Origin of the sequence: Kitasatospora sp. NPDC101801 (assembly GCF_044766665.1) — a bacterium.
Lineage (GTDB): Bacteria > Actinomycetota > Actinomycetes > Streptomycetales > Streptomycetaceae > Kitasatospora.
The window spans coordinates 768,396-788,009 of sequence record NZ_JBIWML010000001.1; the positions used below are offsets into that span (position 1 = coordinate 768,396).

Consider the following 19,614-nt stretch of genomic DNA (forward strand, 5'->3'; position numbering starts at 1 on the left):
TACCCCCCCCCCCCCCCCCCCCCCCCCCCCCCCCCCCCCCCCCCCCCCCCCCGCCCCCGCCCCCCCCCCCCCCCCCCCCCCCCCCCCCCGCCGGGGGGGCCCCCCCCCGGGGCGCCCCCCCCGCGCGCCCCCCCCCACCGGGCCGGTCAGGCGCCGGAGAGCAGGTCCCGGAGCAGGGCGACGGTGTCGGGGTCGAGGTCGCGGCCGGTGCGGCGGCTGAGGGCGTCCAGGCGGTTGACCGCGCGGACGAGTTGGTCGCGGGCGCCGGCCGAGGCGTAGGCGTAGAACAGGTCGCGGTGCAGGAGTTCGATGTCGGGGGCGACGGCCAGGCCGCGGAAGATGGCGGCCTCGGCGGTGCGGTGGTCGCCGTACTGGAGGCGGCGGGCGGCCAGTTCGTGCGCCGTGTCGACGATGGTGGCGATCATGTCCTGGCGCTCCGGCTCGGCCCAGCCGTAGGACGACCCCGGGGCCTCGGCGAACGGGGCGCCGCGGACCAGGGCGAGGGCGTGCGCCAGGGCGGCGTCGGCGGTGCTGCTGGTGCTGCGCATGCCCCGGCGGTAGAGGCTGCGGAACTCGTCCCAGTCGCAGCTGACGGTGGGGGCGAAGGTGTGGCCGTCGCCGCCGTCCAGCGAGAGGAAGGCCCGGCCCTCGGTGGACTCGCCCAGCCAGCCGGCCAGCTCGGCCAGCCGGACCGGCATCGGGGTGACGGTGTGTTCGGTGGTGGTCGGATGCGGGTCGAGGTGGGCCGCGCCCGGGTGCAGGGCACGGTCCAGGGTGGACTGGTCGGCGCCCGGACGGAGCGCGAGCAGGGCGGCCAGCTCGGTCAGCCGGGGCCGGCCCTCGGGGGTGACCGATCCGGTGGTGCCGAGCACGTCGGGCGGGCCGAGCAGGCGGATCCTGGGCGCGGTCCGGACCGAGTGCGCCTCCGGCGACCGGAGGATGGCCAGCAGGTCGTCACTGTCGGTACGCGGAGCGGCAGTTGACGCCGAGACCGGCGGCGGGACGGGCCGCGCCGGGGTGGTGTCGGCCACCGGGGCGGCGGGCTCGTGGGTCGGCACCGGCTCCGGGTCGGGCTCCGGGGTCGGCGCCGGGACCACCACGGGCACCACGGCGGCGACGGCCGGAGCCACCGGCATGACGGGGTGCACCGGGTCGGCGGACTTGACGTGCAGGCCCACCGAGTTGGCCGAGTGCCGGGGCGTGGCGGCCGGGCTGACACCCGCGAACGGGCTGCTGCCGGTGCCGATCACCCGGGACACCGCCTCGATCGCGGCCGCCTCGGCGGCGGTCGGACCGGAGGCCCCGACCCCCGCCAGCACCGGGACCGGCAGCGGGAGTTCGGACGGCTCCAGCTCCACACCGTCCAGCGTCCAGTCCGGGGCGGGCAGTTGGGCGGTGTCGGCCGAGGACCGGAGCAGGTCGCCGAGCTGGGCGTACTGGTCCGGACTGAGCCGTTGCAGCTGCACCGTGAGGTGCAGACCCGGGATGACCGCGTTCCCGGTGCTGGGCAGGGTCCAGCGGGCGACCGGGCCGCTGCCGCGTTCCGGCGCCCTGGTGACGACGGCCAGGCAGGTGCGCGGGGTGCCGTCGAGCAGCCGGCCGAGCTCGGTGGGCAGGCTGCCGCTGGGCGGCTGGGCGGAGAGCACGATCTCCGGCACCCAGGACTCGTCGTCCTGGCCCCGGCTGCGGGCGTCCCGGGGGCTGGTCGCCTCGGCCGCCACCAGGGTGGCCCGGGCCCGGGCGGTGCGCGGGCCGAGCGCGGCGATCGCCGCCTCCAGCGAGTCGTGCCGGTGCACCCGGTCCAGCGCGGGACCGGAGATCGGCAGGTCCTCGGCGAGCCCGACCAGGTGCAGGTTCAGCCGGTCGGCGAGCGGGCTGTGCGCCAACTCCACGGCCAGCGTGCGCAGCACGTCCTGCGAGTCGTCCGGGTGCCCGGACAGGTGCATCAGCCGGACGGTCTCCAGGTCGGCCAGCACCACGGAGCCGTCCGGTGCGCTGCCGAGGGTGACCAGGGCCGGGTACGGGGCGTTGTTCTTCGCCGCCTGCGAGGCGCCGAGCAGCTCGGAGGAGTCGTCCGGGCACCACCAGACGTTCGGGGCGTGCGCCGCCCGGAACGGTGCGATCGGCGCCGCCGGGGCGGCGAGGTGCAGCTCGACCGTGCGGCCGGGGGTGATCCGGGCCGCGACCAGGGCGGGCAGGCGCTTGCCGCCCCGGACGGTGTTCCGGGCCATCGTGCGCAGTGCCCGGTCCAGCAGGGCCAGCCCGGCGTCGTCCTGACGGACCTTCAGTTCGGACTCGAAGGCGAGCGCGGCCGGGGCGGGCAGCGCGATCCGGTGCCGGGGCTTGCGGGACCGCTGCTGGGCGCCGCGTCGCCGGGCCACCGTGCCGACCAGGACGGCGGCGAGCAGCACGCCGACGGTCGAGGCGGCCAGCGCCACGGAGTAGTCGTCGCTCGGCGCCGCCGCCTCGGCGGGGTTGTGGGCGGCGGGCGTGTGGGCGGCGGGCGTGGGCGCCTGGGACGGGACCACCGGCCCCTGGGTGGCCGGCGCGGGCGTGGCGGGCGCGGGCGTGGCCGGCGCGGGGGTGACGGGCGCCGGGTCGGGTGTGACCGGCACGTCGGGGACGGGCACGGGAGCGGGCTCCGGGGCGGGCACCGGAGCCGGCGCAGGCGCCGGAGCGCCGGGGATGGCGAGCACCATGCCGGGCACCACCACGTCCGGGTCGGTCAGCCGTTCGCCGTCGGGCGCGGCCACCCCCTTGTTGGCCTCGAACAGCTTCGGCCACCCCTCCGCGTCCCCCAACTCCCGTTCCGCGATGGCGGACAGGGTGTCCCCCGCCCTGACCGTGACCGAGCCGTGCTGCGGTGCGGGGGCCTGGGGAGCGGGGGCGGGAGCCGGTGCCGGCCCGCCCTGGGCCTTGGCGTCGCCGGGCATCAGGAGCTGCCAGCCCGGGTGGATCGGGCGGTCCGCGTCGAAGGTCCGGCCCGAATCGTCCATCACCCGGCCGTTGTTGAGCTTGGCGATCTCCACCCACCGTTCGCCGGAGCCCAGTTGGCGTTCGGCGATCGACCAGAGACTGTCCGCCGGGCGGCTGTCCTGCACGGTGTAGCCGGGCGCCGGGTCGGCCGCCGGGGTGAGCGCGGGTGCCACCGGGGCGGCGGGCAGCGCGGCGTACTGCGGCGCGGCCGTCACCTGGGCCGGGGCCACCGCGGCCGGCCGCTCGGGCACGGCGGCGAAGGCCGAACCGGCCACCGGCAGCAGCGCCAGCACCGAGCCGACCAGTCCGGCCGCGATCCGCTGGCTCCAGCCGAAGGCGGGCAGCCTGCGGGCCACCCGGCCGCGCAGCTGGGCCGGGATCTCCAGCAGCACCGAGAAGGCGAAGCAGAGCCAGCCCACCCAGCCGATCGCGACCAGCGCCCAGAGGAAGATCCGGCCGTCGTCGGGCGTGGTGAGCAACTCGACCGGCCCACTGGTGCTCTGGCCGCCCATGTCCGCCACCGCGGTCGTCCCGTACAGCAGCAGTGCGGGCACGCCGACCAGCAGGAGCGCCAGCAGCACCAGCGCGCCGAAGGCGGCGACCACCGACCCGGCCGTCCGGCGGCGGTTCGGCCGCAGCGGCACCGGCCGCCGTCCGGCCGGCGGGTTCGTCCCCGTACCTGCCCGGTGCTGTTCCTTGGCTCGTCGCCCGGCCATCAGTCCTTCTCCGCTTCCGTCACACCGTGCGCCGCAGCGGCCGTGCCGCGTCGACGCCCATCAAGAGTCCGGCCCGCACCCATTCAGGCAGTCTCCGCTTCCTTGACGCCGTGCACCAGAGTGGCCGCGCCACGCCCGTGCACCTCCAGGGACTGCACCGCGAGCGCACCGAGCAACGTGGTCCGGTACCGGGCCCGGATGTCCACCACCACCGTGCTGCCGTTGCGGAACGCGATCTCGGCGTGCAGACCGTACGGGCGCAGGTACGCCTCGGCGGCCACCTGGGCGGCGGCCACGTCCTGGGAGAGCAGGTAGCCCCCACCGCGCAGCAGCGCCCGCTCGTCGAGCTGCTGCCCGACCACCCTGGCCACTTCCTGGGCCCGGGCGTCGGCGGTCTCGATCGCCCGCAGCCGGCCGCCGGCCTCCAGGACGATCCCGATCATCACCACCAGCCCGGCGGCGCAGATGGCGACGAACAGCGCGATCGAGCCGCCGTCCGCGCCGCCGGTCCGCCGAGCTCTCACGACTTCTTCTCCTTGGTTCCCGCTTCGGTGCCCCGGTAGTGGTCCAGCACCGAGGTGAAGCTGGCGGTCATGGTCTTGCTGCCCGGCGTCAGGCCGACCAGCAGGTCGCTCAGCCGAACGGTGCAACTCACCTGCACCGTCACGGTGGTGAGCGGGCCCGCCGACGTGTTCAGGGTCCCGTACTCGACCGGCGGACTGACCGCCTGCGCGCACTGCACCCCCTGCCCCCGGAGCACCTCCAGCACCGCGTCCCCCGCCGCCTGCTGCGCCCCCTCCGGCGTGCGGGCCAGCGAGGCCGCGCGGGCGCCGGAACGGGCTGCCGCATCAACTACCCCTCCGGTGCTCTGAATACGCCCGGCCGCGATCGCGATCAGCACGAACACGACCAGGACCGGCGCGACGATGGCGGTCTCCAGCGCGGCACTGCCCTGCTCTCCCCCGCGGCGCCTCACGGCTGCACCGCCTGCGGTACGAACTTCTCCCTGGGAGCGGTGACCTGACGGGTGATGGTGAACCGGTCGAAGCCCGGCAGCACCGCCAGCGGCCGCACCGTCACCACGATCTCGAAGCTGGTGAGGTCACCGCCGTTCGGGTCCACCGTGACCGGCTCGGCCAGCCGGCCGACCCGGTTCAGGAAGTCCCTGGCCCTCAGCTCGCCCGCCTCCGGCGTCCCACCCCGGACCCGGCCCGCGTCGGCCCCCTCACGGGCAGCCGTCAGCGCGGCCTGGCCCGCGTACCAGTACAGCGCGGCCTGGACCACCAGGAAGACCAGGAAGAGCACCACCGGGAAGACCAGGGCGAGGCTGATGGTCAGCGCGCCCCGGTCCCCCCGGCGGTGACGACTCGTCGGGCGTCGGTTCACGGTGCCGCGGTGACGACCGGGTCCGTCGGGACCTTGCCCTTCACGGTGTTGGCCAGGCGCATCACGACGGCCAGGACGGCGACCGCGATGCCCACCAGCACGATGACCGCCAGGGCGAGTTCGATGCTGATCGCCCCACGGTCGCCGGCCGCCCGGGCCGCGCGGACCCGGCCGACCCGGTGGTGGAAGACGAACAGGCAGAGTTTCACCGGCAGGAAGAGTGCCGTGAGGAGATTTCGAAGAGCAACCATGGTGTGGTCTCCAGGTCGACGACGGGCGGAGTGAGCGGCTAGATCACGTTGAGCATCTGGTACAGCGCGGGGAATGCGATGAGCACCGTCATGAGCAGGGTGAGCGCCGCGCCGGGCGCCACCATCCGTTCGCTGTCGGTGTTCGCCCTGGCCAGGTCCTCGGCCAGGAGTTCGTCGCGCAGGCTCTTGGAGCGGGCCCGCAGGGTGTCGTACACGGCGGCACCGTCGCTGCCGGACAGCCGCATGATGTCGGCGACGTCCTGGAGCGGCGTCAGGCCGAGTTCGGTGGCGAGCGCGTCCAGCCCGTCCCAGGGTGGCAGCCGGTCGGTGGCGGCCCGCTCCAGCGCGTCCCTGATCCGGCGGAACACGGTGGACCGGCCGACCGCGGCCGCCCGCCTGAGCGCCTCGGCGGGCCCGCAGTCGGCGGCCCGCTCCAGCGCGACCAGTTCGAGATAGGCGGCGACCCCGTGCAGGTACTCCGTCCGGGCCTCCTTGGCCTCGCCCGAGACGATGCCGTCCGGCACCAGCCAGCCGAACAGCGCCAGCGCCGGCCCCGCCAGCACCGGGACCACCCAGGGGAGGTCGAAACCCACCAGGGCGGAGATCAGCACCAGATAGCCGGGCGCCATCAGCCCGAGCAACGCGAACAGCAGCTTGTGCGCCATGAACCGGGCCGGGGTCCGGCCGATCATCGCCAGCTGCTGGTGCGGGATCCGGGCGCCCGGCAGCCGGAGCGAGCTCTGGCCGATCCGGTCGACCCAGCTGACGTCGGGGTCGGTCAGCTCCGCGTGGTCGGCCGGGGTCCGGTGCAACCGGTCCAGCGCCTGCCCCAAGTCCGGTGGTGCGGGCCGGAGTTCGGCGGCAACTGCGGCCACCCCGCCGAGCAGCAGGGCACCGGCCAGGACGGCCCAGATCGAGATCACCGGCCACCCTCCGACACGAAGGGGCCGACCGACGGTGCGTCCTGACGGGACCCCGTCGGGCCGTCACCGGCCACCATCCCCTCCGCCGGAGCGGCCCGCACCGGGCGGGCCTTGCTCCGCCGGTCCGGCTCCAGCAGTCGCGGCAGCGGGCGCTGGGTGGCCAGCCTGCGCATCCAGGCGATCACCAGGACGAACAGCAACAGCACGACACCGAGCACCAGTTGGCCGACCAGCGTGGAGTACGGCTGGGAGTACCGCTCGTTCAGCGCGCCGACCACCAGCACCAGCGTGATGATCACCAGCAGCCAACGGATGGTGGTGCGGTGCTTCGCCCGGTCCGCCTCGATCACCCGGCGCTGCCTGACCTCCTCGCGGACCGAGGTGGCCAGGTCGGCCAGCGTCCGGGCCAGACCGGGGCCGGTGTCACCGGCCCGCAGCACCAGAGCGGCCAGCACCTTGTCGGAGGTGGCGTCACCCAGCGTGTCGGCGAAGGCCCGGAGCGCCTCCTCCGGCCGCCAGCGGGACTGCAGCCGGGCGCTCAGCTCGGCGATCTCGGACTCCAGCGCGGCCGGTGCGGTCCGTCGGCTGGTCACGATCGCCTGGTTCAGGCCGACGCCCAACAGCAGGACGTCGCCCAGCCGTTGGGTCCACTCGGCGAGCGCCTCCAGCCGCTCGATCCGGTGCATGTCGGCCCGGGTGGCACCGATCACCCAGGGCAGCCCGAAGACGATCAGCGCGAGCAGCCCGATCGACACCGGCGGCCGGCCGCTGAGGACCAGCCAGGCGCTGCCGAGCACCAGCAGCCCGGTCTGCACCGTCAGCCGGCGCCGGGCCGACGGCGTGAGCCGGGCCGCCGACCAGGCGCCCGCCTCCGGGCCGGCCGGCTCCTTCCCGTACACCCCGGCCACCAGGGCGACCAGGCCGCCCGCCACCGACAGTCCGCACAGGACGAAGAGCAGCATCAGCGCATCCCTCCGATCCGCAGGTTCAACGGGGCGCCCCAACTGCCGTACGCGGACTGCAGCAGACCGGCGTCGAAGCCCGCCCGGCGCAGGTCGTCCAGGCAGTTCGGCGGGGTGTGCGGCACGGCCCGGGGCTCGCCCAGGTCGGGGCGCGGTCCGAACACCGTGTTGGTGGCCGGGCGGCCGCTCTCACCGAGACCGGTGACCTCCAGCACGTGCGAGACGAAGCGGTGCCGGCCACCGCCGACGGCCGTCTCGTCCACCATCGCCACGTGCACGATCAGGTCGACCGCGTTGGCGGTCAGCCGGTAGGCCAGGCTGTCGGTCATGTGCGAGCCGTACTCCAGGCAGAGTTCGGCGATCCGGTCGACCACCATGTGCGGGCCGCGCGCGTGCAGGGTGCACATCGAGCCGCCCTCGCCGTTGGTCATCACCCGCAGCATCGGGACCACCTCGCCCGAGCGGACCTCGCCGACGATGATCCGGGACAGCGTCATCCGCAGGGCCGCCGGGATCAGTTCACCGATCGTCAGCTCACCGGCCGCCCGCCCGTCCACCCGCTCGCCGTTTCCCTCCCGGGCCTCCATCGGGACCACCTGGCGCAGGTGGCCCAGGGTGTGCAGCCAGAGTTCGAACTCCGACTCCAGCGTGCCGACCCGTTCGTCCGGCGGGATCTCGGCGGCCATCGCGCGCAGCAGGCTGGTCTTGCCGACCCCCTGGGTGCCGGTGATCATCACGTTCTTCCTGGCCCGGATCGCCGAGGCCAGGAAGGACGCCAGGGTGGCGTCCACGGTGCCGAGTTGGACCAGGTCGGCGAGGGTGGCCGAGGCCACCCGGTGCCGGCGGATCGCCACGTACGGACGGGGCGTCACCTCGGTCAGCGCCTGCAGGCGCATCCCGCCCTCCAGCCGCAGCGCCAGGGTCGGGCTGGCGGTGGAGAGGCTGCGCTCGCCGCCGCCGTGCTGCCGGGCCAGGTCCTGGAGCAGCTCGACCAGTTCCTCGTCGCTCTCGGCCACCGGCGGGACCTGGCGCAGCGGTTGGTGCACCTTGGAGATCCACACGTCGTCGCAGCCGTTGATCAGGATGTTCTCGATGTCCGGGTCGTCCAGGTAGGGCTGCAGCCGCCCGGCCCGGAACAGCAGGTCGTAGACGGTCTCGGCGAGCGCCCGGTCCTGCTCCCGGGTCGGCGGGATGCCGTGGGTCTGCGCGTACGCGTCCGACCAGCGGGCCACCGCCTCGTCGATCAGCGCCCGGCCGCGCTGGCGCCGGGTGGCCCGGTCCGCCTCGACCCCGGAGCTGTCCGCCAGTCGGCTGAGCTGCTGGTGCAGCTCGGCCGCGACCTGGCGCTTGAGCTCCCTGGCCACCTGCTGGTCGACCATCGGCTTGACCGCGACCGGCTGGATCATCGGGACCGAACCGGCCGCCGCCGCACCGGCGTTGACCGGTCCGATGGTGAACTGGCCGACCGGGCTCGCGCTCGGTATCACCGGCGGGGCCGCCGTCCAGGGCAGCCCGGCCGGGTCGGCGCTCGCGGGCTTGTGCAGCGGGTCGTGGAGCGGGCTACCGCGCACGGAGCACCTGCCCGTAGACGGGGGGCTGGTCCTGCGGCCGCGACTCGCCCTGGCCGGGGAACGGCGCGGGCGCCGCGGGCTGCGGCACCGGCGGCACCGGGTACGGCTGCTGCGGTGCGGGCGGCGCCGGGTAGGCGTGCTGGGGGTAGGGCTGCTGACCGTACGGCTGGTGCCCGTAGGGCTGCTGCCCGTACGGCTCAGGCCCGGCGGACTGCTGCGGGTACGGCTGCTGCGGGTAGGCCAACGGGTGCGACTCCGACGGGGGTTGGGCCGCGGGCGGCGGCGGTGCGACGAGGGGTGCGGCACCCGGGGCGACCACCGGCGCCAGCCGCTCGCGGCGGCGCCGGACCAGCAGCTGGATCTGGTCGGCGGTGCTCCGGGCGGTGCGCATCAGCTCGGAGCGGATGAACCGCCGGTCGGTGGTGTCCCCGCCGTCCGAGAGCAGCCGGGCGGTGCGCGGCACGTACGGCAGCACTCCGAGCACCGGCACCCCGAACTGCCGGGAGACCTCGGCCGCCGGGTAGGGCCCCTCGGCGACCAGCAGCAGGGCGAGGCCGTCCGCGCCGGTGCCCGCGTGCTCCAGGTCCTCGTGCAGCGCGGCCAGCCGGGGCCTGGTCGCGCTCAGGCCGCGCAGCGTGCTGCGCAGCGCGACCGCCACCACGTCGGCCCGCCGGGTCAGCACCGCGCCGGGCCCGTGCGCACCGGAACGGCCGAGGTCGAGGATCACGTCGTAGCCCTGCGGTTCGAGCGCGTGCAGCGCCTCCAGCAGCGGCTCCCAGGTGTACGCAAGCCCCGGCGCCTGGGCCGGGTCGGTCAGGCCCGGCAGCAGCAGGCGGTCGCCGGTGCCGCCCGGGGAGAGGTCGATCAGCTGGTCCCAGAGAGTCTGGGCGAGCAGGCCCCGGCGGTCCGCGACGGCCAGGTTGCGCAGCCCGAAGACCGCCTCCACCCGGCCCTCCAGCGCACCGGCCAGCACCGCACCGCCGTCCGGGTCGCACTCCACCAGCAGGACCCGGCGGCCCGGCGACAGCGGCCAGGCCAGCAGCAGGGCGAGCGCGCCGGTGGTGGCGCCGGGCGCACCCGGGCCGCCGACCACCGCGATCACGGCCATCAGGCCGCGCTCCCGCTCGGCGACGGGGTCGGGGCGGGGGCGGCGGAGCCGGTGCGCGGCGCCAGGATGATCTGCACCCTGCCGGTGGCCACCCAGGCGGCCAGCCGGGTGCCGTCCGCGGGCGCCACCGCCACGTCGATCACCACGCTGCCGTCGGTGTCCGGCTTGCCGACCGTCACCACCCGGACCGCGAGCGTCTCGGGGGTGCGCACGGTGGTGCCGTTCTGGCCCGACTCCGGGGTGGAGACCACCAGCACCCGGTCCCCTGGTTGCAGCTTGGTGGCCGGGAGTTGGTTCCGCTTGGTGGCGACCCCGACCACGCTCTGGCCGGGCTCGACCAGCGGGTCGTCGGTCAGGTCGGCCTTCACCAGCAGCGCTCCCCGGCGCAGGTCGCCGGTGGCCCGCAGCCCGACCGCCTTGGTCCGCTCTCCGGCACCCAGCGGCCGGAGCACCGGGTCGGAGGCGATCCGGGCCACCACCAGGTCCTCGGCGCCGATCGCCTGACCCTTCGGTACGTCACGGGCCAGCGCCAGCACGGCGATCCGCTGCCCGGTGCTGTTGTAGAGCACCGCACCGCCCAGACCGCCGGCCGCGACCATCGCCACCGCCATCGCCAGCACCGCGGGGCGCCGGCGCCGGGCCCGCAGCGTGCGCGGCGGGGTGCGCGGCGGGCCGCCGGGGGCGCCCCGGCCAGGCTCGATGACCGGGCCGGGGCTCGGGGTCGCGGCGCCGGGGCTCGGCGAGGGGAAGGTTCGGTGCTCCACCGGGCTTCGGCCTTTCGTACGGGGGCGGTGCGGTGCGGGGCCGGACGGGTGCTGCCGTGCTGCGTCCGGCGGTCGGGAGCCGGTCAGTTGAGCAGCTGGACCTCGGCCACCCGGAGCGGCAGCGGGGCGGCGGCCGGGACGGGGTAGTCGAAGACGAGCGAGGACTTGCTGTCGCTCCGGGTGGCCGAGATCCGCCAGATCGCGGTGGCGACCAGGTAGAGCTTCCCGTCCGCGCGGTGCGCCGAGCTGCTCCGGTAGACGTACTTGCAGTCCGGCGACTCGGTCCGGCCCTGGTCGGCCTGGTACGGCGTGCCGGCCCCGGGGCAGCTGACGGTGTGTCCGTCGTCCATGTCCCAGATCACCTCGCGCACCTCGGCGGTGGCGGTCACGCTGATCACGTTCCCCTTGGCCGTCCCGGTCAGCGGACCGACGCTGGCCGGGCTGCGGTCGTACCAGAGCCAGAGCGGGGCCCCGGTCACCGCGCTGCCCGCCGGAGCGGCGTGCATGGCCGGCGGCACCAGGTGCAGCTTCTCCAGCGCCTCCCGGCGCAGTTGCACCACGTCGTCGACCGGCGGCGGGCCGGCCGGCGCCTTGTCGAAGAACTGCGGCCCCCGCACGCTGGTCGAGCTGTCCCGGCAACTGACCTGGTAGATCTCGCCGGTCGCGGGATCGCGACCACCCCAGGCCCGGTCGTCGGCCGGCGGCTTGGGCTTCTCCAGCTTGTAGTAGCACCCCGTCGCGTTGCTGAACCAGCCGAGCTGGTCGTCCCAGCAGGCGATCTCCGCGTGGTCCCAGTAGCACTTGTCGGCGACCGTCTCGGAGCCGCCGCCGCCCGGGGTTCCGCCGGCGGTGCTGCCCGGCTCGTGCACGATGATGCAGATATCCCTGGTGGCGCACGGATTCACCGTGCCGCCGGGCTCGTCGGCGGCGGCCGGGGTGATCGTCGCCGCCAGCATTCCGATCATCAGCAGGACACGAACCAAGATTCCTGGCGAAGTTCTCAACACGACCGGGCCTCCTCGCGTTTGAAGTCCACGATCAGCCAGCGCGAGTCCGCTTTCCGGAGCGTGGCTGTGGCGACGTACCGGGTCAGGCGCGACGCGGGATCGCGCACCGCCTTGGTGCCGGCATCCGCCTGGTGCCAGTCGGTCACGTCGAGGCAGTCCTCGACGGTCGCGGACGGCGGATTGTCGGTGAGCCGAATCGACTTCACCAAAGGTGAGTTGCGCGGTGCTCCGATCATCACCAGCTTGGAGTCGCGGAGCTGCTGACGGGTGATCAGGGTGTCGCTCAGGGCCTGGTCGGCGGCGAAGCTGCGAACGGCAGCCGGGTCCTGCTCTGGTTGGCCGAAAGCCGTGATACGCGCCTCCCACCAGCCCTGATAGGCCCTCAGGACCACCCGCCCGACGGCGCCATCGGCTCCCTCGGTGGGCGCGTTCCCGGCCTCCGCGGAGCCACTCGGCGTGACACCGGGGACAGTTGGGGCGGCTGTGACATCCGGCAGCCGATCGGTGGAACTCCCGCCGTCCGCCGCGCCGCAGGAAGTGAGCAGCAGCAGTGTCAGCCCACCGACCCCAACCGCCCCAGGGCGCACTGTAATGACGCGCTGCCGCATTCGCCCCACCTCATCGCGGTCGGCTCCGAACGGAGCGCCGACCGCAGCAGATTTCCGCCGCCTTGAACCACCGCTCACGAGGCATTGATTCTTCGCCAACTCGCCTCGCCCCGGCAACACCTCGGGCCCCCTGACCTTACGCGGAAGGCGGATCGGTTGGGGCACTTTCGCGCCACAGAACTGCCAACAGTTCTTCAGAAAGCGACAATCCGGCCAATGCGCCCCGCACGGCAGCCCGATTGCGCAACAGCAGCCTCCCCTGCTCCCCTGGTGTCAACAGCCGTACCTGGCCCGGCCCGTACCCGGACTCGGCCCAGGCCAGCTCCTGCTCCAGCGCGGGCTGGAGATCCACCGGGGCGACCGCCGCGGGCGCACCGGGCAGCCCGTGCTCCAGCACCCGGTCCAACGCCCAGCTGAACGAGCCCTCGCCGCCCGGCAGGACGGACTCCCGGCCCCGGCGCGGACCGGCGTACCTGGCCACCCGGCCCCAGAGCGGCACCCGGGAGTGGCTGAGCAGCTCGCCCGCGCCCTCCTCGCCCCGCTCCAGCGCGGCCCACGCGTCCTTGTCCGCGACCGCGTCCACCAGCAGCAGGGTCTCCTCCTGGCCGCCGTGCACCATGGTGCTCACCACCCAGTCCCAGGCCAGCCCCCGCCGGTACGCGTTGTCCGGGGTGGCCCCGGCGGTGACCAGGGCCAGCCGCCGGCCGCGCGGATCGACCGCGAGCTGGCCGAGCAGGCAGACCACCAGCCAGCGGGCCGGGCGCTGGGCGGCCGCGCGCAGCGCGGTCAGCATCGCGTTGGCGTCCGCCTCCGGCGGCACCAGGGTCACCCGGCTCCCCCGGGTGCCCGCGTCGAAGCAGCGCCCGGGCAGCCCGGCGGCCAGCAGCCGGGCCCCGTCGGCCGCCCGGGCCGATCCCGCGTGGGCCCGCTCCGGCCCGCCGTCCGCGCCGATCACCACCAGCTCGATGCCGCCGCTCACCGGTCCCCACCCCTCACTCGCCCGCTCCCGCCGACAAGCTATCGGTCCGTCTCCGGCGGCGCGGCCTTTCACCCGGATTGACGCAGGTCAGGTGCCATTCAGGGACCATGGGCCCTAGTGACCGCACCGCCGGAGGGGCACCATCGAGGTATGGACCGAGACGACCGCGTGGAGACCCTGAGCGAGGCCGAGTGCCTGCACCTGCTCCGCACCGTGCCCATCGGGCGCGTGGTGTACACCGAACACGCGCTCCCGGCCGTCCTCCCGGTGGCCTTCGAAGTGGCCCCGGACGACCGGCTGATCCTCGGCCTGCGCGCGGGCAGCTCGCTGAGCCGGGCCCTGGACGGGACGGTGGCCGCCTTCCAGGCCGACCTGCTCGACCCGGTCGGCCGGAGCGGCTGGAGCGTCCTGGTGCACGGCCGCGCCGAGGTGGTCCGGGACGAGGCCGAGTACCAGCGGCTGCTGCGCACCGGCCCGCGTCCGTGGATCGGCGGGCAGCAGCGGATGTTCGTCCGGATCACGCCCGAACTGGTGAGCGGGCGCCGACTGCTGGCGGCCGGGCAGTCGCTGCACCGGTCGTACTGACCGCCCCGCCCGCTCGGAGGGGCGCTGACAAGTGACCGGCGAGTAGGCATACTCTCCGGTGCCCCGTCAGCACCCCCACCAGGAGCAGCCGTGACGACGTACGCCTCCCTCGCCGACCTGACCGCCGCGGTCGGCACCGAGCTCGGCACCAGCGAGTGGCACACCATCGACCAGGCCCGGGTGGACCTGTTCGCCGAGGCGACCGGTGACCACCAGTGGATCCACGTCGATCCGGTCCGCGCGAAGGAGAGCCCGTTCGGGGGCACCATCGCGCACGGCTACCTGACGCTCTCGCTGATCCCGGTGCTGGCCAAGGAGTGCTACGCGGTCGAGGGGATCAGGATGGCCCTCAACTACGGCTCCGAGAAGGTCCGCTTCCCCGCCCCCGTCCCGGCCGGCACCGCGATCCGGGCCACCGCCGAGCTGGTCTCCGCCGAGCAGGTCAGCGGCGGCGTGCAGGCCGTCGTGCGCTACACCGTCACCAGCGAGGGCAGCCCGAAGCCGCACTGCGTGGCCGAGACGATCACCCGGTTCTACCCGGTCTGACGGCCGCTCAGCGGGGTGGTTACGCCGAACGGAGCGCCTGCCTCCGCTCCACCGGGTCGGTGCGGCATATCGCCGGTAATGTCCGATGGGACGGACCAACCCCGCTCATGGAGGCGCCGTGCCCAGCTCCGCTGCCTGGACGTCCCGGGTCGCCGCCCTCACCACCGGCACCCCGCCGATCGGTGAACTGCCCCGCGCCGCCTGGCGCCAGGTCCGTACCGAGTCCTTCGGGACCGAACCGACCGGTGCCCGGCTGGCGCGGATCCTGGCCTCCCCGCACTTCGCCGACGGCAGCTTCCAGAACCCGGTGCCGACCCGGCGGCTGGCCCGCGGCCGGTCCCGGCTGGAGCTGACCCGCCAGCAGTTCGCCGCCAACCGGCACCGCCGGCAGCCCGCCGCCGCCGTCCCGCTGCACCGGCTGGTGCCGATCGAGCTGGCCGAACCGCCCGCCGACGGGCTCCGGCTGACCTGGCTCGGGCACGCCACCGTGCTGGCCGAACTGGACGGCCGCCGGGTGCTGTTCGACCCGGTCTGGGGCGAGCGCTGCTCGCCGTTCGGCTGGACCGGGCCCAAGCGGCTGCACCCGATGCCGATCCCGCTGACCGAACTCGGCCCGGTGGACGTGGTGGTGATCTCACACGACCACTACGACCACCTGGACCTGCCCACCGTGCGCGCACTGGCCGCCTCCGGCGCCGCCTTCGCCGTCCCGCTCGGGATCGGCGCGCACCTGGAGCACTGGGGCGTCCCGGCCGAACGGATCACCGAGTTGGACTGGTGGGAGTCGGCCGAGGTGGCCGGGCTGACCCTGACCGCCACCCCGGCCCGCCACTACTGCAACCGCGGCCCCCGGGCCAACCCCCTGGTCCTGTGGGCCTCCTGGGTGGTGGCGAGCGACTCGCACCGGCTCTTCCACAGCGGCGACACCGGCTACTTCCCCGGCTTCACCGAGATCGGCCGCAGGTTCGGCCCGTTCGACGTGACGATGATGCAGATCGGCGCGTACAGCGACCTCTGGCCCGAGGTGCACATGACCCCCGAGGAGGGCGTCCGGGCCCATCTCGACCTCGGGGGCGACCTGTTGCTCCCGATCCACTGGTGCACCTTCAACCTGGCCCCCCACCCCTGGGAGGAGCCGGCCGAACGGACCGTCGCCGCAGCCCGCGCACTCGGCGCCCGGCTGGTGGCACCCCGTCCCGGGAAGCCGTTCGAGCCGCTGGATCCGCCGGCGCTCAAGCTCTGGTGGCGGGCGGTCGCGGCCATGCCCCGCGGCGCCGAACTCCTCGTCCCGGACGGGTTCTCCACCCACACCGACGACGGGATCACGGTCTGAGACTGCGCTTTCGGCAGACGCGCTTCGGGGCTACGGTCCAGGGGCTCGGGGAACGGCGACGGTTCGTGGCCGGCGGGTAGCACTGCGAAAGTGCCTGAGCAGCTACGCGACGCTCACCTTGTACGGGGCCGGCGTCGCAGTTCCCCGAGCCCCTGATGGCTGAGCTCGGAGCACAGCGACCCGAGCCCCTGGGAAGGTCAGCGGCTGGCCGTGGCCACGGTGCCCTGCTGGACGGTCTCGACCGTGGCGGCGACGCCGAGGGAGCCGAGGGCGATGGAGGCGGCCACGGCGGCGCAGGCGATCAGGCGGCGGTGCCGCTTGGGGAGCGGGAAGCGCGGTACCTCAAGGGCCAGGGCGACCGGGGCGGATCGAGCGTTCATGATGGTCAGCATTCCAGGGCGTTGTTAAAGAGTGACGACGCCAGAGTGAAGTCTGGACGGGGGCTGGGCGTCCGGATATCGGTACGGAGGACGGCAGCCCAGGATGGCACCGGGTGACCGCTCCGACGGCGAACGGTCACCCCCGGGCGGCCCGGTTCACTCGGACGGGGGACGCTTCCCGGCCCGGTGGTCGGCCATCGCCTCGCCGACCGCGACCCGGACCGCGTCCCGCAGCCCGTGCGCCGCGTGCAGCCGGGACGGCCCGGCCGCCGGGTCCTCCCGGAGCTCGCGGACCAGCGCCAGACAGAGCAGCAGCATCACCACCACGAACGGCAGCGCGACCAGGATGGTGGCGTTCTGCAGCGCGGTCAGGCCGCCGGCCAACAGCAGGGCGGCGGCCACGCCGCCCATCAGCACGCCCCAGACCACCACCAGCCAGGTCCTCGGGTGCAGCGAACCCCGGCTGGAGAGCGAGCCCAGCACCAGCGAGGCGGAGTCGGCGCTGGTGATGAAGAAGGTCATCACCAGCAGCACCGCGATCACGCTGGTGACCCCGCCCAGCGGCAGCGACCTGAGCATCTCGAGCAGCGAGGCCTCGGCCCCCTGCGGGATGGTGCCGACCAGGTCGGCGGCGCCGGTGGAGTCCAGCCGGATCGCGGTGCCGCCCATCACGCAGAACCAGAGCACGGTGGCCCCGCTGGGCACCAGGAGCACGCCGAGCAGGAACTGACGGATCGTCCGGCCGCGTGAGATGCGCGCGATGAAGGTGCCGACGAACGGGGCCCAGGAGAGCCACCAGGCCCAGTAGAAGATGGTCCAGGAGCCGAGCCAGGTCTCGTCGGTGAAAGCGCCGGTCTGGGTGGCCATCCCGGTCAGGTCGGCGAGGTAGCCGCCGACCGTGGAGGGGATCGCGTCCAGCACGTAGACCGAGGGGCCGAACACGAAGACGAACAGCATGATCAGGCAGGCCAGCACCACGTTGACGGTGGAGAGCCACTTGACGCCCTTGTGCACGCCGGAGAAGGCGGAGAGCACGAAGGCGGCGGTCAGCGAGCCGATGATGATCAGCTGGACGTTCTCGCTGGACTTGACCGAGGTGATGTAGCCGAGGCCGTCGGCCACCTGGAGCGCGCCGAGGCCGAGGCTGGTGGCGGAGCCGAAGACGGTGGCGAAGACGGCCAGCAGGTCGATCGCCCGGCCGGGCCAGCCGTCCGCACCCTTGGTGCCGATCAGCGGGACGAAGGCGGCGCTGATCCGGTTGCCCCGGCCCTTGCGGAAGGTGGTGTACGCCAGGGCCAGGCCGCCGACCGCGTAGATCGCCCACGGGTGCAGGGTCCAGTGGAACAGCGAGAACTCCAGCGCCGACTGCGCGGCGGCCGGCGTCCGTGGCTCGATCCCGGCGCCGGGCTGCGGTGCGGCGTACAGCTGGAGCGGCTCGCCGACGCCGTAGAACATCAGGCCGATGCCCATGCCCGCGCTGAACATCATCGCGATCCAGGCCAGCGTGTCGAACTCCGGCTCCTCGTCGTCCCGGCCGAGCCTGATCCGGCCGAACCGGCTGAACGCCAGCAGCACGGTGAGCACCAGGAAGACGTCGGCGGCCACCACGAACAGCCAGCCGAAGTTGTGCAGCACCCAGCCGAGCGCGCTGCCCGAGGTCCGGCCGAGCGAGTCCGCCGCGAAGACGCCCCAGGCGACCACCCCGAGCACCGCGACGGCGCTCACCCCGAACACCACCTTGTCGGTGGGCAGGGTGGCTCTGGGCTCCTCGGGCTGACTGCTCATCAACTGACTCCGGCAGGGCGGCGGTCGGACAACAGCTACATTTCGTACTATGTCCGCCGAACCGTGCCGGAGCAGGCAGGACGCGCCGGGCGGCCCGCCCCCGCTGACGAGCGGTCAGGCCGCCTCGTAGGGCGTCAGGACCAGCCGGACCACGTCCTCCAGCCGGCGGCGGGCGTCGTCCAGGGTGGTCCGGCCGGTCACCCAGGCGGTCAGCTCGCCCTGCCAGGAGTGGCCGACGATGTGCCGCACCAGCTCGCCGGCGGCCGGTGGCAGCCGGGGACCGACCGCGTCCAGCGCCGCCCGGTCGGCCCGGGCCAGCGACTGCAGCGTCTCACTGGCGAACGGGTCGGTCGAGGCGGCCACCGCGACCCTGAGCCGGGCCAGTTGGGGCTGCCGCTGGTAGGCCCGCATGCCGTTGCGGACGAACCGCACCACCCGGTCGGTCTCGGCCGGCCCGTGCCGGGCGCCGCGCTGCTCGGCGACCAGGTCGGCGAGCAGCAGACGGTGCCAGTCCGCGATCGCGGCGGCGAGCAGATGGTCCTTGGAGGAGAAGTACCGGTAGGCGGTGCCGAGGGCCACTCCCGAGCGCTCGCAGACGTGCTTCATCTGGAGTCGCTCCACCCCGGCCTCGTTCACCAGCGCGAGGGCGGCCGAGATCAGGCTGTTGCGGCGTTCGAGCTGACGGGGCGACATCGCCTCCACCGGCCTTGGTGACAGGTCAACCTTGGTCACCCGCACCATGATACGGGCCGGGATCGCTCGGGCGAACGGGGCCTGAACAGGCCCGGGGCACCGACCGCTAGGTCCGGCGCTCGCGGAGCAGGGCCTCCTGGACGGCGGAGGCCACCAGGTTCCCCTGCCGGTCGTAGAACTCGCCGTGCGCCAGCCCCCGGCCGTCCGAGGCGGACGGGCTGCGCTGGGCGAACAGCAGCCACTCGTCGGCCCGGAACGGGCGGTGGAACCACATCGCGTGGTCCAGCGAGGCGAGCATGATCCGGGCCGGGGCGGTGCGCTGGATCCGGTGCGGCTGCACGGTCAGCACGGTGGTGGAGGCCAGCGTCAGGTCGGACAGGTAGGTCAGCGCGCACACGTGCAGCAGCGGGTCGCCCTCGGGCAGCGGGCTGCCGGTCCGCAGCCAGACGAACTGCTGTGGGGCGCCGGGGAGTTCGGGTGGCAGACCGGGTGTGCCGGTCGGCACGAAGCGCAGGTCCAGGGTGCGGAAGGCACTCTCCCGGTAGTCCTTCGGCGCCGCCTCGGCCCAGGCCCGGAACGGGTCCGGCAGCTCCTCGGGGCCGGGCACCAGGGGCATCGCGGGCTGCCTGTCCCCCGGGGTCGGCTCCGGGAACTTGAACGAGGCGGAGAGCGTGAAGATCACCTCGTCGTGCTGAACCGCCGTCACCCGCCGGGTGGCGTACGAGAAACCGTCCCTGGCCCGGTCCACCTGGTAGTCGATCGGGTGCCGGGGGTCGCCCGGGCGGAGGAAGTAGCCGTGCAGCGAGTGCACCTGCCGCTCGGCCTCCACCGTCCGCCCGGCGGCGGTCAGCGCCTGGGCGGCCACCTGCCCGCCGAACGCGCGCATCGGCGCCCCGGCGTGGCAGCGGCCACGGAACAGGTTCTCGTCCAGCTGCTCGATCCGGAGCAGGTCGACGAAGGAACCGGCCGTCTCTCCGGCCTCGGGCACGCTGCTGGCGTCCATCACGCGGCACAGCGTACGCCATCGGAGGTGGAACAGGT

General features: G+C 74.3%; 20 protein-coding genes. 3 read left to right on the top strand and 17 right to left on the bottom strand.

The annotated features are described in order from the left end of the window. Positions 1-146 precede the first annotated feature (146 nt). The 13 genes from ACIRPK_RS03355 to ACIRPK_RS03415 form a co-directional block, all read right to left on the bottom strand. Complete coding sequence (locus tag ACIRPK_RS03355) at positions 147-3,692, bottom strand: LysM peptidoglycan-binding domain-containing protein (protein WP_403032216.1); 3,546 nt, start codon at positions 3,690-3,692, stop codon at positions 147-149. Positions 3,693-3,775: 83 nt separating this feature from the next. Beyond that, on the bottom strand, positions 3,776-4,216 hold the full coding sequence (locus ACIRPK_RS03360; protein WP_403032219.1) for a hypothetical protein: 441 nt from the start codon (positions 4,214-4,216) through the stop codon (positions 3,776-3,778). Next, complete coding sequence (locus tag ACIRPK_RS03365; protein ID WP_403032222.1) at positions 4,213-4,668, bottom strand: TadE/TadG family type IV pilus assembly protein; 456 nt, start codon at positions 4,666-4,668, stop codon at positions 4,213-4,215. The genes ACIRPK_RS03360 and ACIRPK_RS03365 overlap by 4 nt, the downstream gene beginning before the upstream one ends. Then, the gene (locus ACIRPK_RS03370; protein ID WP_403032225.1) at positions 4,665-5,078 is read right to left on the bottom strand and encodes a TadE/TadG family type IV pilus assembly protein; all 414 of its coding nucleotides are present in this window, start codon (positions 5,076-5,078) and stop codon (positions 4,665-4,667) included. The genes ACIRPK_RS03365 and ACIRPK_RS03370 overlap by 4 nt, the downstream gene beginning before the upstream one ends. After that, positions 5,075-5,329, bottom strand: a complete 255-nt coding sequence (locus tag ACIRPK_RS03375) for a hypothetical protein (RefSeq protein ID WP_403032228.1) — start codon at positions 5,327-5,329, stop codon at positions 5,075-5,077. Before ACIRPK_RS03375 ends, ACIRPK_RS03370 begins: the two co-directional genes overlap by 4 nt. 38 nt (positions 5,330-5,367) lie before the next feature. Continuing rightward, positions 5,368-6,252, bottom strand: coding sequence for a hypothetical protein (locus ACIRPK_RS03380; protein WP_403032231.1), 885 nt, complete (start codon positions 6,250-6,252; stop codon positions 5,368-5,370). After that, the gene (locus ACIRPK_RS03385; protein ID WP_403032234.1) at positions 6,249-7,214 is read right to left on the bottom strand and encodes a type II secretion system F family protein; all 966 of its coding nucleotides are present in this window, start codon (positions 7,212-7,214) and stop codon (positions 6,249-6,251) included. Before ACIRPK_RS03385 ends, ACIRPK_RS03380 begins: the two co-directional genes overlap by 4 nt. Further along, complete coding sequence (locus ACIRPK_RS03390) at positions 7,214-8,785, bottom strand: CpaF family protein (protein WP_403032237.1); 1,572 nt, start codon at positions 8,783-8,785, stop codon at positions 7,214-7,216. Before ACIRPK_RS03390 ends, ACIRPK_RS03385 begins: the two co-directional genes overlap by 1 nt. Further along, positions 8,775-9,893, bottom strand: a complete 1,119-nt coding sequence (locus ACIRPK_RS03395; RefSeq protein ID WP_403032240.1) for a hypothetical protein — start codon at positions 9,891-9,893, stop codon at positions 8,775-8,777. Before ACIRPK_RS03395 ends, ACIRPK_RS03390 begins: the two co-directional genes overlap by 11 nt. After that, positions 9,893-10,657, bottom strand: coding sequence for an SAF domain-containing protein (locus ACIRPK_RS03400; protein ID WP_403032242.1), 765 nt, complete (start codon positions 10,655-10,657; stop codon positions 9,893-9,895). The genes ACIRPK_RS03395 and ACIRPK_RS03400 overlap by 1 nt, the downstream gene beginning before the upstream one ends. A gap of 83 nt (positions 10,658-10,740) precedes the next feature. After that, positions 10,741-11,622: a hypothetical protein gene (locus ACIRPK_RS03405; RefSeq protein WP_403032245.1), complete on the bottom strand. Its 882-nt coding sequence runs from the start codon at positions 11,620-11,622 to the stop codon at positions 10,741-10,743. 35 nt (positions 11,623-11,657) lie between these two features. After that, entirely contained in the window at positions 11,658-12,272 is a 615-nt protein-coding gene (locus ACIRPK_RS03410; protein ID WP_403032247.1) for a hypothetical protein, read from the bottom strand. Positions 12,273-12,408: 136 nt separating this feature from the next. Then, positions 12,409-13,251 (bottom strand): hypothetical protein, encoded by an 843-nt coding sequence (locus ACIRPK_RS03415; protein WP_403032250.1) that lies wholly within the window; start codon positions 13,249-13,251, stop codon positions 12,409-12,411. A gap of 150 nt (positions 13,252-13,401) precedes the next feature. Here ACIRPK_RS03415 and ACIRPK_RS03420 point away from each other — a divergent pair, with 150 nt between their 5' ends. The 3 genes from ACIRPK_RS03420 (at position 13,402) to ACIRPK_RS03430 (ending at position 15,715) form a co-directional block, all read left to right on the top strand. Further along, complete coding sequence (locus ACIRPK_RS03420; protein ID WP_403032252.1) at positions 13,402-13,836, top strand: pyridoxamine 5'-phosphate oxidase family protein; 435 nt, start codon at positions 13,402-13,404, stop codon at positions 13,834-13,836. A 90-nt stretch (positions 13,837-13,926) separates the two neighbouring features. After that, positions 13,927-14,382 (top strand): MaoC family dehydratase, encoded by a 456-nt coding sequence (locus ACIRPK_RS03425; RefSeq protein ID WP_403032254.1) that lies wholly within the window; start codon positions 13,927-13,929, stop codon positions 14,380-14,382. Positions 14,383-14,560: 178 nt separating this feature from the next. After that, positions 14,561-15,715 carry an MBL fold metallo-hydrolase gene (locus ACIRPK_RS03430; protein WP_403032744.1) on the top strand — a complete coding sequence of 385 codons (1,155 nt, stop codon included), beginning with the start codon at positions 14,561-14,563 and terminating at the stop codon, positions 15,713-15,715. Between the two features lie 197 nt (positions 15,716-15,912). Here ACIRPK_RS03430 and ACIRPK_RS03435 read toward each other — a convergent pair whose 3' ends face one another. The 4 genes from ACIRPK_RS03435 to ACIRPK_RS03450 form a co-directional block, all read right to left on the bottom strand. Continuing rightward, a complete protein-coding gene (locus tag ACIRPK_RS03435) occupies positions 15,913-16,095 on the bottom strand; it encodes a hypothetical protein (RefSeq protein ID WP_403032257.1) in 183 nt (60 codons plus the stop codon). A gap of 156 nt (positions 16,096-16,251) precedes the next feature. Next, positions 16,252-17,880, bottom strand: coding sequence for a BCCT family transporter (locus ACIRPK_RS03440; protein ID WP_403032260.1), 1,629 nt, complete (start codon positions 17,878-17,880; stop codon positions 16,252-16,254). 114 nt (positions 17,881-17,994) lie between these two features. Continuing rightward, entirely contained in the window at positions 17,995-18,612 is a 618-nt protein-coding gene (locus tag ACIRPK_RS03445) for a TetR/AcrR family transcriptional regulator (RefSeq protein WP_403032263.1), read from the bottom strand. A gap of 67 nt (positions 18,613-18,679) precedes the next feature. Next, complete coding sequence (locus ACIRPK_RS03450; protein ID WP_403032746.1) at positions 18,680-19,576, bottom strand: acyl-CoA thioesterase; 897 nt, start codon at positions 19,574-19,576, stop codon at positions 18,680-18,682. Between the last annotated feature and the right edge of the window lie 38 nt (positions 19,577-19,614).